The organism is Burkholderia sp. HI2714 (assembly GCF_002223085.1).
Lineage (GTDB): Bacteria > Pseudomonadota > Gammaproteobacteria > Burkholderiales > Burkholderiaceae > Burkholderia > Burkholderia lata_D.
On the sequence record NZ_NKFM01000052.1, the window covers coordinates 124,553 to 139,996 of the forward strand.

Below are 15,444 nucleotides of genomic sequence, written 5' to 3' on the forward strand. Positions count from 1 at the left end.
TCAAATTTATTTAAATTGTTTCTAAATACAGGACTATCCCGCCGGCCGAACGGCCGGCTTACCATGTTGAATGACGATATGAACAGCCCCCTGCTATTCGATGCGCTCGCGCTGAAACAGAACGACCCTGCGGTGCGTCGAATGCGCGCCGCGCTCTCCCTGGCGATGGCCACCCTGCTTTCGGCGTGTGCGTTTGCGCCCGGCCAGCACGTGGCAGAGCGGGCTGCATTGCCGGTCACGACCAACGACGATGGCGACGTGACCAGTGACATGAAGGTCCCGGTCAAGCAGATCGATCTGACGCTGATCAACCAGATTCACACGGAGCAGAAGCACCGTACCCCGTGGTCGGTCCCGGGCAATTTGCTCGGCAAGCCGAGTAGCTACAAGCTTGGTCCGGGTGACGTGCTGCAAATCACGGTGTGGGACCACCCCGAATTTGCTGCCGCTGTCGGCCAGCCGACGCAGAACACGAAGGCCTCCGACGCAGCGCCTGGTTTCGTTGTGGATAGCGACGGCAACGTGCAGTTTCCCTACGTGACCCGACCGATCCGTGCAGCCGGAAAGACCGCGGCGCAGGTCCAGCGGGAACTCGATGCCGAACTCCGGAAGGTGTTCGTCAAACCGCAAGTGACCGTTCGTGTGGCATCGTTCCGTGCCGAGCAAGTGTATGTCGACGGCGAAGTACGCGCCCCCGGCTCGCAGACGATCAACGATATTCCGATGACACTGGTCGAAGCGGTCAATCGCGCGGGGGGCTTTGCGCCGACCGCGGATCAGAGTCGCGTGACGGTCACTCGCAACGGCGAGATCTATCCGGTGAATGTCGCGCAGATGATGAAGACCGGCAAAAGTCCCGCCACCATCATGCTGCAGCCTGGCGACCTGTTGCATGTGGGTGCTCGCGACGACAATCCCGTCTACGTCATGGGTGAAGTGAACAAGCCGCTGGCCGTGCCACCCCAACGCGACGGCTCGCTCACATTGAGTGCGGCGCTTTCGGAGGCCGGCCAGCTCAACCAGCAGACATCGAACGCCCAGCAGGTTTTCGTGCTGCGCAAGGCCGGCGACAGCGAGCCGGTCATCTTTCACCTCGACCTGAAGTCGCCCGTCTCGATGCTGCTCGCGAATCAGTTTCCGCTCGCGTCGAAGGATATCGTGTATGTCGACAACACCGGGCTGGTCCGCGCGAGCCGCGTGCTGAACCTGTTGCTGCCGGCGATCAGCGCGGGATTGACCGGGGCACTTGTCACCAAGTAATCGGCATTTCGGCAGGAGGGCAACGGCGACGCCTGTCGACTCGCCTCTCACACTGGCAGCGGCGTGGAAGAATGGCGAGTCCAACGCGCCACGCTGCCATCGCCGCCGCGACAGCGCGCGAATCGCGTCAGCCCGAACGCGCCGACAGATTGATCAGGCCGACCCGGTCACGACAGAGTACATACGCGAGCGCGACAGCGACGGCCGTTTCGGCGATCAACACCGCAATAGCCGCGCCGCGCTCCGCGAACAGCATGGCAAGCGGCGGCAGCAGTGTCACGTTCAACACACCGGACGAGATCAGGATGATGCTGAAGGCACGCTTCATGCCCATCGGCAACATGGTTTGAACACCGAACAGATCCGTCATGCACGCCATGAACGGCACCAGCGCCAGGCAACGCAGTACGCCGACCGTCGGCGCAAACGAGCTGCCGTACAGGATCCGAACGACGAACGGCGCGCAGGCGTAAATCGTTGCCGACATGGCCAGCACCAACGCGCCCTGCAGGACGATCAGCTTTCGCAAGAACGCAAACGCGTCGTCACGGGCGTGATGCATCAGGTATGTCACGTGTGGATAGGTTGCGGCTCTCAGCGGTTGAAGCAGACCGACTGCGGCCCGAATCAACTTGTCACCCGCGGCAAAATAGCCGGCGGCGACACTACCAGAGACGATACTCAGCAGAACGGTATTGGTCGACGCGTAGAACGAGATCGACGTCGATGCCAGAAATACCTGCGAGCCGCCTTTCAGGGCGGCCGCGATATCTGCGAACCGCACACGGACAGTTTCGATCTCGTGACGCAAGAACAGATAGGCAAGCAACGTCACCCCGCACAGCAACGGCACCGCCGCGTTGATGGCAACCGCGTGCAGGAGATCCTCCGGCGTGCGCACCCACATGAAGAAGGCAACGACACTGCATCCACGGTATACGACCACCGTGGCACTGTAGACGCTCAACTTCTGGATTCCCTGAAAGTACCAGCCCGGCGTGAGCGCGGCACCCACCGCCATCCCGAACGCGATCAGCAGGGCCGTCCGTTCTGCCGCGAAATGCGGGATGAGCAGGGTCAGGACGACGAGTACGGCAAAGCCGGCGATCGTGATCGCCCATTGGGCGCACACCGTTGCCCAGAAAATCCGGGATCGTTCCACCCTGCTGTCCGCCAGCGCGACACGGGGCGTCGCGGTCAGGTCGAAGCTGTAATTGGCCAGATTGATGAAATACGTTGTCACCGCCAGCACGAACGACAACCGCCCGTATTGCAGGGGGCCGAGCACGCGCGTCAGCAGGGGCAACGTGACGAGCGGCACGACGTACGTCGAGATTTGCAATGCGAACAACAAGGCAAAATTTTTTCGGACAGCGGTCATCGTGCTTTCTGGGCTGAGAGTAAACAGTGTGCCGCGGCTGTCAATGTGCCCACGTTCACGGTACATCCCTACCGATGCCGAGTACGGCACGCAGCGACGACGCGTAGCGTTCGACCGAGTAACGCGACCAGTCGTAGTGACGATTGTCGCTATCGAGATGCGTCCGCAGTTCGGCGAGCGCGCGCGAGATGCCTTCGGACGTGCTCCGGTAGAGAATCTTGTTGCCGATCTCGTCGCCAAAAGTCGACAGGCTTCCGATGTCGTGCACGAGCGCCGGCAGGCCGAGCATCGCCGCCTCGACGATCACGAGGGGGGCATTTTCCACCCAGATCGACGGCAACACGAGCGCATCGTGCTGGGGTAGCGCGGCGAACAACGTTGCATGATCCAGGCGCCCGGCGAAACGCAGCCGCCCCGACTCGACGAGTGTCGCGTACCGTTTCTCCAGGTCGGCCCGCTCCGCTCCGTCGCCGTAGACGGTCAGCGAAGCGATCGCATCGCCGGCCGATTCGCTCATGAGCGCGAGAAACCGGCCGAGGCCCTTGTCCGCGTCCACACGACCGACGAACGCCAGATCGAGGCGATCGCCCCGGACGGGTTTGGGCGGATGGGGAACCAGCGTCGAGTCGATCGGATTCGGCACCAGTGTCGCGCGTGTTCGGCCACACCGCGCAATGAGGTCGCGCATGAACGGACTCGGACAGAGAATCTCGTCGAACAGGCCAAGCGGATCGAAAAGCGCATTGACCGCATGCCAGTGCAGCTTCTTCGCGACATCGTGAAGAAAACCGCGCGGGCTCGCCGCAAGCGCGATGCGCCGGCCGCGATGCAGCTGGTCGATCGGCAACGGTTGCGCGCGTCCGCGGGGATAGATCAGCAGGCTCGGGTTGTAGAACAACAAATGGTAATCGTGCGCGGTCATGAACAGACCGCATCCCGAGTGCCGCTTGTAGCGAGCGAGCACGGGCAGAATCGCGCTCGACAGCAGGTTGTGGTAATTGTGCACGAGGATGCGTTGCGGGCGAAATCGATCGAGCAGCGTGAGGAGCGCACGTGCGGCGGAACGTGACCATGCGCGTGCGCGCCCGCTGCCGCCGACATCGGGCAATGCACGCTCGTCGAAGGTCTCGACCACGACGCCGTGGCAAGCACGAAGCACGTCGACGGACACCCGGTACACTTCCTCGCCGCCGCCCTTCCGAACGAAGTCGTTGATCACCAGTACATGCATCACGATCGACCTCGGTGGACGCAATGTCGCGAGTGCATTACCCGCTGGCGGTGATGCCTGCCCCACTTTCGATGTGCCCGACACGCTTGCTTCATTGTCATTCCTGGATGGAGTCGCGATGGCGCTTGCGAACTGGCAACCCCATGAAAACTCGACACCATCAGGATAAGGTGACCGACGCGGCGGATCTGTTCGTCCGGTTACGTTAGCGGGAGACTTTGGCAACACCACCAGCGGCCGACGCCCCGGAGCCGCGCTCCCGAGACGCTCGCCCGGGAGAGACGCGGCGATCGCCGCCCGGTCGCACCTGCATGCGACGTCTGCGCGAACGTCATGAAGGCGCGTGTTCCGGTTGCGCGGGTACCGCGAATTCGGCCGTCGCGTACCAGCCGGCAAGCAGCTCGGCGCAACGGGTAACGACATACTGCGCAGCGGCGTTGCCGTACAACGAATGGTCGAGCGCGTCCTGCATGTCGACGGATACGTTCGGCCAATGCGCGAACGCACGGGATGCGGCGCCGAAATGCCGAACGAGCGCGTCGACGCCCGTATCGAATGTGCCGTAGATGAGATGGGTACGGATGCCGCCGGCCGACATGTCATGCAGCAATCCCCGAGGCGTCTCGTGACCCGGCCGCCAGCCGAAATGCTCGCCGGCACGCTTGACGGGCACGGTCATGACGCCCGCGACCAAACGAAACACGGCACGCAGGACCGGCCGCAGGTCGCGCCCTTCGAGCAGCAGTCGACGCAGCTTGTGGCGGCTGCGCAGCGATGCCCAATAGCCGCGCATCGAGTTTGTCTGGTTATTGACGACATTCGCGAGCGTTTCTCCGCGTGGCCATATGAAAACCGGAAGATTGACCGCAATCACGCCAGCGAAATGCTCGCGCGCGGCGGCATGAAGCGACGCGTACGCGCCAGAGCAAATCCCGAACGCAACGATCTCGCGATGCCCCTGCTCCTTCAGCCAGTCCGCTGCGGATGCGATATCGACAATCACCTGATCCGAATACGGAATGTCCGACTGATCGTCTCTCGCACGCGGGCCGCTGTCACCGATGCCGCTCGAATCGATACGCAGGCTGCTGATACCCGATGCCGCGAGCGACCGCGCAAGTCGAACCGCAAAACGACCGTCGGCGACATGCGGATTGGCCGCCGTATTGGTAATCAACAGGGTCGGCGCGGCAGCGCGTCGGGTGCTGCCGGCCGGTTCGCACAGCACACCGACCAAGCGCCCTGACCCCACGGAGATCATCCGTTCGATACTGCCCTCCCCGGTCAGCGTCACGGCTGGCTCGGCATCCCGCACGGAAACGCGAACGGCCGCATCGGAACCGTCGTCGATCCAGTTCGCAACCGTGTCGAGCAATCCGTCGGGTAGCCGCGACCACACCGGCTCCCTCATGAGGCCGCCCCAATCGGCGCAGGTCCGAACATCGACCGAAACAGCGCGTGCCTGCAGCGCGTCCGACAGGGCAGGCGCGTCGCCGTACGGCGCATCGACGAGCAACGCGCGCGCCGGCAATGCCTGAAATCGTTCCGCAGACTCGCACAGGTTGATGCCTCGGAGTGCCGCGACGAGATCATCGGGATACGCGTGTCCGAGCACGTGGAGAGGCTGCTCCCCCCGAATCGCATCCCGCACGGCCGGCGGCGCATTATCGAGCCAGCGTTGCGCGACGAGAGAAAGCTCGCGCAGGTAGCCGCGGCCGCGCACCACTGGCGCCAATGCGACGAAACGCGTGAACCCGGGGATGCCGTCCGCGGCGAGGAGCGCCAATGCGGCACCGGCGCGCACGCCGACGAGCGTCAGCGTGTCCGACGCGACACGCTCGCGCAACGCATCGACAGCATGCCGAACGCTCGCGAGCATGTGTTCGAAGCGGTCAGCGTCGTGTTCGTCGCCCAGCGAGTCGCCGCTCGCCGGATAGTGGAATCGCAGCACCGGAAAGCCGCGATCGGCGAGATGCTCGGCGAGCGCGCGCACGAGTTTGTGAAGCCAGAGCGCCTCGTGACCGAGCGGCTCGCAAATCACGATGCCGTGCGGGCGATTGCCTGCGTGAAACCAGCCGACACATCCGTTGAACTGAATGGGTGTCATGATCCGGTCCTTGCGCTGCACACCTGATGGCCCGATGCGCTGCTGGATGCCTGCCGCATGCCGCGAAGCAGGCATCCGGGTACCGGAAACGACTGCACGTGCGTCCGGACGAACGTCAACTTGCGGCCACCACGAGGCTGCAGGTACGCTCGGCCGCATAAAGCCAATCGGGAACGACTGACGTTGCGACGATGCGAGCCGATTCCCCGTAACCGGCTCCGTCCTTGCGTATCGATTTGGGTTCCCACGAAAACGCCTGTATGTGAAAACACCCGCATGCCCGACCGGGTCCGGCGAGTGCCTGTCGAGGATCGCCTGACCGGCAAGCGCCTCTGGGTTGAGATTGGTCTTGGTAATTTTTTGGTCGGATGACGTTACATTTCCGTTCCTTCCCCGCGCCAGACGCGACGGCCTGCTCGAATATCGACGATTAGGCCACTCAATCCCGACATATTTCGTACGGCACATTACATTTACCAAACACGCCTTCCCGGACTTGCGGCGCCACGGCCACGCAAGGCTCGCCGCCGATCGTGCACGGACGCCCCACCGACTGCTCCGCACGGATTCTCCGCGCACCCAACGCCGCCCATGCGGCCAAGCGCTTCACCTGGATTCTTCGCCCGTTGGTCAAGGCAAGCGTCGCCGGACGGGGCACTTCGCCCGGCACGAACGCCTTCGCGTCGCTCGCCGCACATACACGCACCAGATCGCCGTCGCGCAGCAGGATGCTGGACGGATTCACGCCGGCCGTATTCATCGCCGACAAGCTCACGTTCACCGTCTTGCCGCCGCGCGTCCCGTGTCACCGCGCATCGTTCCGGGCAAGTCATCATGAGCGGCACCATGCCGCGCTTGCCTGCATCCTGTCGGCCGACGCACCCCGGCCGGGTTGCTCACGCACTGGTACTTGATTGGACACCGTCCGGCGCCTTGCGTATGTGAGCAATCCCACCGAAAACCTGTCTTCATACAAACATCCGATCGGGCCGCGAAGATCACACCCCCGCCCCGCTGACCACACTGCCTGAAACCGGCGCCCGGCCGCCGCGAGCGCGGTCGCAATCGCCACACCATTTGTTCGGCGTCGCGTCGAACGTCAAGGTCAGAACCTGACCATCTGCCATGGCCACAATCGCCCCGGTCGTCTCTGCAGGTTCGCGTTGTTCGCAATCTTGACGGCGGCTCCGCCATTGCTCGAGGCCAATACGGTGGTACGCAACAGCGTGTTCCCGGCGACGTTGTACGCGCCGATTCCGCTCTTCCGGCTTCCACTCGGGGCACCGGCACCGGTCACGGCCAGCAACCCGTAATAGGAGGTATCTGCATTTGCACGAACGGACGAAAGCGAACGGAATCCGGTCATTGCCCCGCAAGAGCGCGCGCCCCCGTGCCGGTAGTCGTCGTTTCCTGAACACGATCCTGAAGCTGGAATGCCATACCGATCCTCGACGTGTGGTTGATGGATACGCTTGATGAATGTCGACGACAACTTCAAATGCGGCCCGTCGATTGGCGCCTTTGAGGCGGTCGTCTCGAAGCCGCAGCGGGAGAGTCGTGCAGCCACCCGGCGGATCGGCATGATCGCGACTGCCCCTCCTCGCCTGAATATCGACGTCAGGACGCGCGTTACTGCCCGAGCCTGGGAATCATCGTGACGGTTGGCGCGGTGCTATAGGTAACCGTCATCGCATCGCCCGGCTTGAGATCGATCAACCCGTTCGTCAATCCGGACGCATAGGCTGCCTGGCCATTTCGCGAGACGCTGATCGACGACACCGAGCCGCCGACGACCGACAGGCTGACAGCACTCGGGTAGCCGTTCGCGAACGTCCACGGTGAAGCACCCACCGATTGCGCAACCGGCGTCAGTTGCACGCCGAAGCCGACAAAACCGTTTTGCGCGATATTGTCTTCACTCCACGACGTGTAGGCCCATGAACTCGAAGAGATAAGCGAATCGATCGCGCGAGGATAATTGACCGGCTGCGCCATATAGTTTCCCCGCAATTTGAGCAACGCCCCGGCCGTGAGGGCCCCGACCGTGATGAGGCGAGCAAAGCCGTTGCAGCAACCGATGTTCTCCCCGGCATTGCCGCTGATCTCCGTGAACGACGTGCAGGATCCGTCCACGTAGATTCCGTCCTTCGAGATGCCGGACAATTGATTCTTCGAGACGATGCACCCTCGGGTGTTGTACAGCGTGATTCCGGAAACGGCGTTCAGTCCGCCGGTCCCGGTGAACGCGATCGACGCACCGCTGGCAACGCCGCTGCCCGTGACATTGCTGGACAGCGTAACGGTCGGGCCATTTCCGTTACCGGAAACCGACGTCACGTAAGTGCCGACCGGGATATTCGCACCAGATACGCCTTGCCCGACCGCACAGCCGCGTGCCGACGGATACGGCGTGAACGTCAACGTGTTGGTTCCCGGCGCCGCGGCAGCCGAGGTCGTGATCGTTTGCGACGTAATGCAGACCATCGGGGTGAAGACGATGGAAGCGCCGCTCGCCACGGTGCCGGTCGTCGGCTTGCTCAGCGTGACCGAATTCGGCGTCACGCCGATCACGAAGGTTCCGGCCGCGATGTTGGTTCCGCTGACGCCCTGTCCGACCGACACCCCTGTCGTTTCATTTCCGGGTGCCCCGAAGCCATAGTTGTCGTTGTAGGTCACCCCCGTCGTGATGGCGAACGTCAACGATGTCGCCGCACTCGGGGCCGACGCGGTGGTCTTGATCGTCGCGCCGAACAGGCCGACACCGGAAAAGATCACGGTCCCGCCGCTCGGCACGGTTGCACTCCGGTCCAGCGTTACCGTCGATGCGCCGGCCGACGCGACCGCGCCGATCGGGACGCTTGTCGCTCCGTTGAAATACCAGGCTGTCATGCCAACGGCAACGCCTGGGGTATTGGCGAAGTTCAGCGTCGTAGATGCCGACGTCGCGGCGATCGTCGTCAACGGGAATCCGTTCTTGTTGTTCGGATCCCATGCGTTGCTGATCATGTTCTGCGAAATGTTGACGTGGATGTTGCTTCCGGCCGGCTGCCACAGTCCGATCGGCGTTCCCGCGGCGTTCTTGATCGTGTTGTTGACGATCGTGATGTTCGAATTATTGAATCCGGCCGTCGCGGTCACGACCAATGCGCCATAGCCGATCGGCCCGTTTGGCGAATTGACTATGGCACCGATGTTGGACTGAACCCCGCACGTATCCAGGACGTTATTGGCGACCGTCACATTGTCGTTGCCGTACGATTGGTAGACGCTCGTCAACTCCGACGCAACATAAATGCCGGCCGCCATCGGATTGTAGATCTGGTTGTCGGTCACCGTGATGTCTTGAGCACCGACAATCGCTATGCCACGCGCATATTTGGTTCCGACGACCCGGTTGCTGGCGATCGTGATCCGGCGGGGCCGGACGCCTTCGTTGAAATAGCCAACCACCGCAAACGCGTCATCGCCGCCGTTGATCACCTCGTTGTTCGTCACGGTGATATCCGAGCTTGCCTTGGTCACATGAATGCCGTCATGCCAGATATTGAGCAGCGTGTTGCCGAACACCTTCCCGTCGGTGCAACTGCGCATGAGCGCGCCGCCGCCGGCCGAGTTGTTGAACTTGCACCCCGAAATTTCAAACTGGCTGCAGTCCTGCAAATTGAGCGAGCCGGCATTCTCGTCCGGGTAATAGGCGGTCGCATTCTTTGAAAAGAACTGCAGATTCTGAATCTTGAAATTACTGGCGCCGCGCCAGTAGATCACCGAATTCTGACCTTGCGATGTCGTGCATTGCAGGATCGCGTCCCACCCGGCTCCGACGATCGACGCCGTTGCAGTCAGCGTATTGCTGTACAGATACGTCCCTGGCGGGAAATACAGCGGGAGTCCGGCGTTGAGCGCCACCTGGAGTGCCGCCGTATCGTCGGTCACGCCGTCACCCATCACCCCGAACCGCCTCACGCTCATCGGGAGATCGACCAGTTCCTGCAGAAGCGGGCGGGCGGTCAGGCCCGTTGCGGTACCCACAACGTATGTGGCCGGAAATTCTGCTGTCATTCAGGCACTCCGTAGCGTCGCAATTCAATCGCGATGCAAAGACATCAATAATGGGGAAATCCGAAGGGAATAAGCACGCGTGATCGTTCGTACGCGCCCGTTTCATAATAAAAGCGGCATTCCCGACAAACAGTGCGCAAAATCACTGAATCCCAATTCGATGCGCACGCAACGATCCGGACTGCCCGCCTCGACATACTCCCCGCAAAAGCGCCTGCACCCAGGTACTTCTTACCCGACCACACCCCCGCCATCGGGAACGATGACCGCCTTTCCACCCGGCTGCGCGGCTCTACCGAAGAAAGATCGGACATATCGGTAAAAATACCGATGCTGTAGTCAAACTACATTTGTACGATTGGTCGCTGCAGAGAATCGCTACATCCGATTCGGCAGCGCCGGGCGGTCCGCGTCGCCGTCCTCGATGTTCGATCGGGCCCAACCGGCCGTAACGATTCCCCGCCTGGCCCGGCATGCCGACGCGCAACCACCCAGCATTGCCGGCCAATGGCGTCCGGTGCGAATCCACCGGACGTGCGCAGCTCCAGACATCATCCGAACAACCGGCAATACGATCATGGAGAGCAACATGCGGGACACACTCTGGCCGGCCGTCGTGCTGGCAGCGACCCTCTGCACCAGCGCCTACGCGGGCGACGCCGATTTCAACGCGCAGGGCGACGCGACCGATGCGTTCGCGTCGGCCGCGGCGGTTCGGCGCGCTGATCTGCTCGTGCGCAAGATGACGCTCGACGAAAAGCTTCAATTCATTCATTCGCAATACGAAATGTCAAAGGTGCCCGGCGGCGGCGCCGGCTACATCCAGGGCGTGCCGCGCCTCGGCATTCCCGACCTGAACATGGTCGATTCGGCGACGGGTTCCGGCAGCACGTCGCAGGCCAGCACGACCTTCCCCGCGACGATCGCCGTCGCCGCGAGCTGGGATCGCCGCCTGTCGTACGACTACGGCAAGCAGGTCGCGATCCAGTTGCGCGCGCAAGGATTCGGCATGGGCCTCGCCGGCGGCACCAACCTCGCACGCGAACCGCGCGGCGGCCGCCTGTTCGAGTATCTCGGCGAGGATCCGCTGCTGGCCGGCGACCTGCTCGCCGAACGCACGCTCGCCACGCAGCGGCAAAAAGTCATCGCGACCATCAAGCACTACGCCGGCAACGAGCAGGAGCACGGCCGCATGGGCGGCAACACGCAGATCGACGAGCGCACGCTGCGCGAGCTCTACCTGCTGCCGTTCGAGATCGCCGCAAAGCGCGGGCGGCCCGGCAGCGTGATGTGCAGCTACAACCGCCTGAACGGCACGTATGCCTGCGAGAACCCTCACCTGCTGAACGACGTGCTGAAGAACGAATGGGGCTTCCAGGGCCAGGTGCAATCCGACTGGGGCGCGACGCACAGCACCGCCGCCGCGATCAACGCCGGGCTCGACGAGGAGGAAGACGTCGGATCGACCGTGTACCTCACACCAGCGGCCGTCAAGCAGGCCATCGCGAACGGCTCGGTGTCGACCGCGCGCCTCGACGACATGGTGCGGCGCAAGCTCGCGGTGATGATCCGCGTCGGCGTGATGGACGATCCGGCCAAGGGCGGCGGCACGATCGATTTCGGCGCCGCGAACCGGTTCGCGCAGGACGCGTCCGAGCAGTCGATCGTGCTGCTGAAGAACGACGGCAACCAGTTGCCGCTCGCCGCGTCGGCGCTGTCGCGTATCGCCGTGATCGGCGGCCATGCCGATGCAGCCGTGCTGTCCGGCGGCGGCTCGGGCAACACGCGCGACCCCGTATCGGGATCGTTCGCGGGATGCGGCGGCCTCACGTTCGGGTCATCGACGGGGTGCAGCTGGTGGCGCAATCCGTGGCTGAAGGTGGACGTGCCGATCGTCGCGGCGATCCGCGCGCTCGCGCCGGCCGCGCAGGTCACGTATGCCGGCAACAGCGATCAGCAGTCGCCATTCCGCGCGTATACGCAGCAGGAGATCGACCAGGCCGCGGCACTCGCGGGCCGTTCGGACGTCGCGATCGTCGTGGTCGCGCAGCCGGCCGGCGAGGATTTCGGTGATCTCCAGAGCCTGAGCCTCGCGAACCCGTCGAACCAGGATGCGCTCGTCGAAGCCGTCGCGCGCGCGAATCCGCACACGATCGTCGTCGTCCAGAGCGGCAACCCCGTGCTGATGCCGTGGAAGGACCAGGTCTCCGCGATCGTCGAGGCGTGGTATCCGGGCGAAGCCGGCGGCAAGGCGATCGCGAACGTGCTGTTCGGCGCGGTCAATCCATCCGGCAAGCTGCCCGTCACGTTCCCCGCGCGCGATCAGGATTCGCCGACCTGGGGGCAAAACGGCGCGTTCGACAACGATCCCGTCTATGCGGAAAAGCTGAACATGGGCTATCGCTGGTATGACGCGCACAACATCAAGCCAATGTTCGAGTTCGGCTACGGGCTGTCGTACACGCACTTCGCATATTCGGGGCTGTCGGTGTCGAAGCAATGGGACGGATCGCTGAGCGTCGCGTTCACGGTGCGCAACGACGGGCGCGTCGCCGGTGCCGAGACGCCGCAGGTCTATCTCGGCGTGCCGTACAAGGACGAACCGCCGAAGCGGCTGGTCGGCTGGGAGAAGATCCGGCTGAATCCGGGCGAGACGCGGCGTGTGCGCGTGACCGTGTCGCCGCGCATGCAGAGCGTATGGGATACGTCGCGTAACGGCTGGCGCGTGGTGCCGGGCGGGACGGTGTACGTCGGTGCGTCGTCACGGGATATCCGGTTGCAGGGGCACTGAGCGGTCATCACCCGCCGGAAGCGCCGCGTGCGTCGTGCGCGGCGCTTCCGTATTCACTCATCCGCAAAGGCGCCCCTTACCGGAACAACAGCGCCAGCACCGTCGCGAGCGCGGCAATCGCGGCGATCCCCGCCGCCATCCCCGCGAGATGCGCGGCGACCACCAGGCCGGCCGGCAATCGCGCGGATGCCGGGCCGCTTGCTCCCCTCGCCGGCCCGGCCCGCGATCGGAACGTAACGCCGGCCATCACACCCCGCTCCCTTCGAGCGTATCGAGCAACGGCCTGGCCAGATGCAGGATCTGGTACACCGTGCCCGCGCCGCGGTCGTCCGGCTCGTGCTCCGAGACGTGTACTCGCGTCAGCCGCCAGCGCAGCGGATCGAGGCTGACGGCGGCCGCGACCGTACCCTGCCGCGCCGCCACGTCGCGATTGCGCTCGACCTCCTGTGCCAGCGTCGCATCGAGGTCGGCGTCCGCCGGAATGTCGATGGCTTCCAGCCGCACGAAGCGTCCCGTCGACGCGCTGCCCTTGCGCGCATCGAGCGCGACCTGCACGTCGATCGGCGCGCGTCCGAAACTGTCCGTCACGACCCGGTAGCGGCCGTCCGTGACGAACCCGGCGAACGCCTGTTCATTGCGCCACAGATAGAGCGATGCATAGCCGTTTTCCGTCGCACCGTAGCGGCCTGCCTCGCGCAGCAGAAACCCCTTGAACACGAGATCCGGCGTGTCGTCCCAGAGCCGGCCGCGCTCGCGCACGCGATTGCGGATGATGTCGAGGTCGTAGTCCGCCGGCAGGCGGTGCACGTAGTACGCGGTCAGCATGATCGACTCCTGGGATTGAACAGGGAGATTCCGAACGGCTCGAGAACAGCGTAGAAGACCTTGAATCATTTGAAAAGGCGATGGCAGAATATTTCAATGATTCATTTCCACAATGGATGAATGCGCGATGAAAACGCTCGACATCGAAGCCGTGCAGGCGTTCGTGCTGACTGCCGACCTCAAGAGCTTCACGCGGGCCGCCGAGGCGATGGACACGACGCAGTCCGCGGTGAGCCTGAAGATCAAGCGGCTGGAAGACGGCCTCGGCCGCCGTTTGCTGGAACGCACGCCTCGGCAGGTTCGCCTGTCGGCCGACGGCACCGCGTTCCTGGAACCCGCGCGCGAACTCGTGGCTGCTCACCAGGGTGCGGTCGGCGCGTTCGGCGCCGGCCAGCGGCGGCTGGTGATCGGCGTGAGCCACCATGTGGTCGGCGCCGATCTGCCGATGCTGCTTCGGCGCATGAGCGAAGCGGAACCGGGGCTCATGCTGGAGATCCGGGTCGCCGCGTCGCGCGACGTGCTCGATGCGTTCGACCGCGGCCAGCTCGACGCCGCCGTCGCGCTGCAGCACGACAGCCGGCGGCTCGACGGGGAAACTCTTCTGTCGGAGTCGTTCGGCTGGATGGCCGCGACCGATTTCGACTACCATCCGCCGCAACCGCTGCGGCTCGCGACGCAGGCCGAGCCGTGCAGCGTGCGTCGCATGGCGATCGGCGCGCTGGACGAGGCCGGTGTCGCCTGGACGGAAGTATTCGTCGGCGGCGGCGTGGCAACGATCGGCGCGGCGGTGTCCGCGGGGCTGGCCGTCGCCGCGCTCGGACATCGCGTGGCGCCTGCCGGGACGGTCGACGTGGGCGCGCGATACGGGCTGCCGCCCTTGCCGGCGCGCGACGTGGTGCTCTACTCGAACCTGACCGATGCGCGGGCCCGGCAGGCGCTGCGCACGCTCGGTGCGGCGCTGCGGTCGTCGGTCGGCGCACGTTGAGGTTGCGCTTGAACAACCTGGGGAACAATATGCGCCCGTTGGACGAACTGATAAACGAACGCAATTCAGCGCTCCCGACGTTGATCGAATGGGCGGCAGCAGCCCGTCACCATTGCGAAATACTGCCGGCATCCGATCGGCGTGGCGAAGTGCTTTCAGCACTTCAGGTATCCACGCGTTCGACCCTGGGAGCAATCGCCTATTCGACCGGCGGCATCCTGGTGGACGGAGGCTACCTTCGTCTGCTCGGCTCAGGCCATCCCAGACTGCTCAGAGACATCGTCGGCTGGAACACCGGGCGATCGTCCGGTTTCCTATTGATCGCAGACGATGCCGTCGGCGGCTTCTTCGCGTTGAACGGAGGCGCATTCGGGGAAGATACGGGTTCGGTGTATTACTTTGCACCCGACACCTTGGGATGGGAGCCCCTCGAGGTCGGGTACAGCGACTTCGTGCGGTGGTTGCTCAGCGAGAAGCTGCGCGACTTCTATGCGAGCTTGCGCTGGGCAGGCTGGCAAGCGGATGTCCAGCATCTGACGACGGATCAATGCTTCAACTTCTATCCGTTTCTGTGGACGAAAGAAGGCTCGGTGGAACACAGCAGCCGCAAGGCGGTCAGCGTGTCCGAGCTGTACGCGCTTCATGTCAGCCCTGGATCCGGGGCGCCACGCCAACCCTGAACCTGTCCGCATTTTTGTGGGCGAGGCGGTTGAACAGCACGTTATCCGCGCGCCTGCATAAATCGCTCTCCGAACAGGATAGCAAACTGGTTCATCGCTGATTTCCAGTCGAAGGCGGACCGCAC

The 15,444-nt window shown here is 63.8% G+C and carries 11 protein-coding genes and 1 pseudogene; 4 read left to right on the forward strand and 8 right to left on the reverse strand.

Features of this window, described 5'->3' with window-relative positions; all coding sequences use genetic code 11:
- Positions 1-78 precede the first annotated feature (78 nt).
- Positions 79-1,260, forward strand: coding sequence for a polysaccharide biosynthesis/export family protein (locus CFB82_RS26720; RefSeq protein WP_089485955.1), 1,182 nt, complete (start codon positions 79-81; stop codon positions 1,258-1,260).
- Positions 1,261-1,387: 127 nt separating this feature from the next.
- Here the strand turns inward: CFB82_RS26720 and CFB82_RS26725 are convergent, their stop codons facing one another.
- The 6 genes and pseudogenes from CFB82_RS26725 to CFB82_RS26750 form a co-directional block, all read right to left on the reverse strand.
- A complete protein-coding gene (locus CFB82_RS26725; RefSeq protein WP_089485956.1) occupies positions 1,388-2,641 on the reverse strand; it encodes a flippase in 1,254 nt (417 codons plus the stop codon).
- A 55-nt stretch (positions 2,642-2,696) separates the two neighbouring features.
- On the reverse strand, positions 2,697-3,872 hold the full coding sequence (locus CFB82_RS26730) for a glycosyltransferase family 4 protein (protein ID WP_089485957.1): 1,176 nt from the start codon (positions 3,870-3,872) through the stop codon (positions 2,697-2,699).
- Positions 3,873-4,203: 331 nt separating this feature from the next.
- Positions 4,204-5,979 (reverse strand): serine aminopeptidase domain-containing protein, encoded by a 1,776-nt coding sequence (locus tag CFB82_RS26735; RefSeq protein WP_089485958.1) that lies wholly within the window; start codon positions 5,977-5,979, stop codon positions 4,204-4,206.
- A 581-nt stretch (positions 5,980-6,560) separates the two neighbouring features.
- Positions 6,561-6,778: pseudogene (locus CFB82_RS26740) on the reverse strand (polysaccharide biosynthesis/export family protein); the annotation flags it as partial.
- A 306-nt stretch (positions 6,779-7,084) separates the two neighbouring features.
- Entirely contained in the window at positions 7,085-7,561 is a 477-nt protein-coding gene (locus CFB82_RS44120; protein ID WP_256990481.1) for a hypothetical protein, read from the reverse strand.
- 47 nt (positions 7,562-7,608) lie between these two features.
- Entirely contained in the window at positions 7,609-10,038 is a 2,430-nt protein-coding gene (locus tag CFB82_RS26750) for a glycosyl hydrolase family 28-related protein (protein WP_089485959.1), read from the reverse strand.
- 589 nt (positions 10,039-10,627) lie between these two features.
- Here CFB82_RS26750 and CFB82_RS26755 point away from each other — a divergent pair.
- Positions 10,628-12,829: a glycoside hydrolase family 3 C-terminal domain-containing protein gene (locus CFB82_RS26755; RefSeq protein ID WP_089485960.1), complete on the forward strand. Its 2,202-nt coding sequence runs from the start codon at positions 10,628-10,630 to the stop codon at positions 12,827-12,829.
- A 76-nt stretch (positions 12,830-12,905) separates the two neighbouring features.
- Here CFB82_RS26755 and CFB82_RS43400 read toward each other — a convergent pair whose 3' ends face one another.
- Both CFB82_RS43400 and CFB82_RS26760 read right to left on the reverse strand, forming a co-directional pair.
- Entirely contained in the window at positions 12,906-13,076 is a 171-nt protein-coding gene (locus CFB82_RS43400) for a hypothetical protein (protein ID WP_179255457.1), read from the reverse strand.
- On the reverse strand, positions 13,076-13,654 hold the full coding sequence (locus CFB82_RS26760) for a DUF4865 family protein (protein WP_174943791.1): 579 nt from the start codon (positions 13,652-13,654) through the stop codon (positions 13,076-13,078). The genes CFB82_RS43400 and CFB82_RS26760 overlap by 1 nt, the downstream gene beginning before the upstream one ends.
- A gap of 127 nt (positions 13,655-13,781) precedes the next feature.
- Between CFB82_RS26760 and CFB82_RS26765 the strand changes: the two genes are divergently transcribed.
- Both CFB82_RS26765 and CFB82_RS26770 read left to right on the forward strand, forming a co-directional pair.
- Entirely contained in the window at positions 13,782-14,639 is an 858-nt protein-coding gene (locus tag CFB82_RS26765) for a LysR family transcriptional regulator (protein WP_089485967.1), read from the forward strand.
- 8 nt (positions 14,640-14,647) lie between these two features.
- Entirely contained in the window at positions 14,648-15,319 is a 672-nt protein-coding gene (locus tag CFB82_RS26770) for a DUF2625 domain-containing protein (protein WP_235986500.1), read from the forward strand.
- Positions 15,320-15,444: the final 125 nt, after the last annotated feature.

Excerpts from the sequence above, each read along its gene's own strand:
- CFB82_RS26750 (WP_089485959.1), bottom strand. The coding sequence starts at position 10,038 with ATGACAGCAGAATTTCCGGCCACATACGTTGTGGGTACCGCAACGGGC.
- CFB82_RS26765 (WP_089485967.1), top strand. The coding sequence starts at position 13,782 with ATGAAAACGCTCGACATCGAAGCCGTGCAGGCGTTCGTGCTGACTGCC.
- CFB82_RS26720 (WP_089485955.1), top strand. The coding sequence starts at position 79 with ATGAACAGCCCCCTGCTATTCGATGCGCTCGCGCTGAAACAGAACGAC.
- CFB82_RS44120 (WP_256990481.1), bottom strand. The coding sequence starts at position 7,561 with ATGCCGATCCGCCGGGTGGCTGCACGACTCTCCCGCTGCGGCTTCGAG.
- CFB82_RS26730 (WP_089485957.1), bottom strand. The coding sequence starts at position 3,872 with ATGCATGTACTGGTGATCAACGACTTCGTTCGGAAGGGCGGCGGCGAG.
- CFB82_RS26755 (WP_089485960.1), top strand. The coding sequence starts at position 10,628 with ATGCGGGACACACTCTGGCCGGCCGTCGTGCTGGCAGCGACCCTCTGC.
- CFB82_RS26735 (WP_089485958.1), bottom strand. The coding sequence starts at position 5,979 with ATGACACCCATTCAGTTCAACGGATGTGTCGGCTGGTTTCACGCAGGC.
- CFB82_RS43400 (WP_179255457.1), bottom strand. The coding sequence starts at position 13,076 with ATGGCCGGCGTTACGTTCCGATCGCGGGCCGGGCCGGCGAGGGGAGCA.
- CFB82_RS26760 (WP_174943791.1), bottom strand. The coding sequence starts at position 13,654 with ATGCTGACCGCGTACTACGTGCACCGCCTGCCGGCGGACTACGACCTC.
- CFB82_RS26725 (WP_089485956.1), bottom strand. The coding sequence starts at position 2,641 with ATGACCGCTGTCCGAAAAAATTTTGCCTTGTTGTTCGCATTGCAAATC.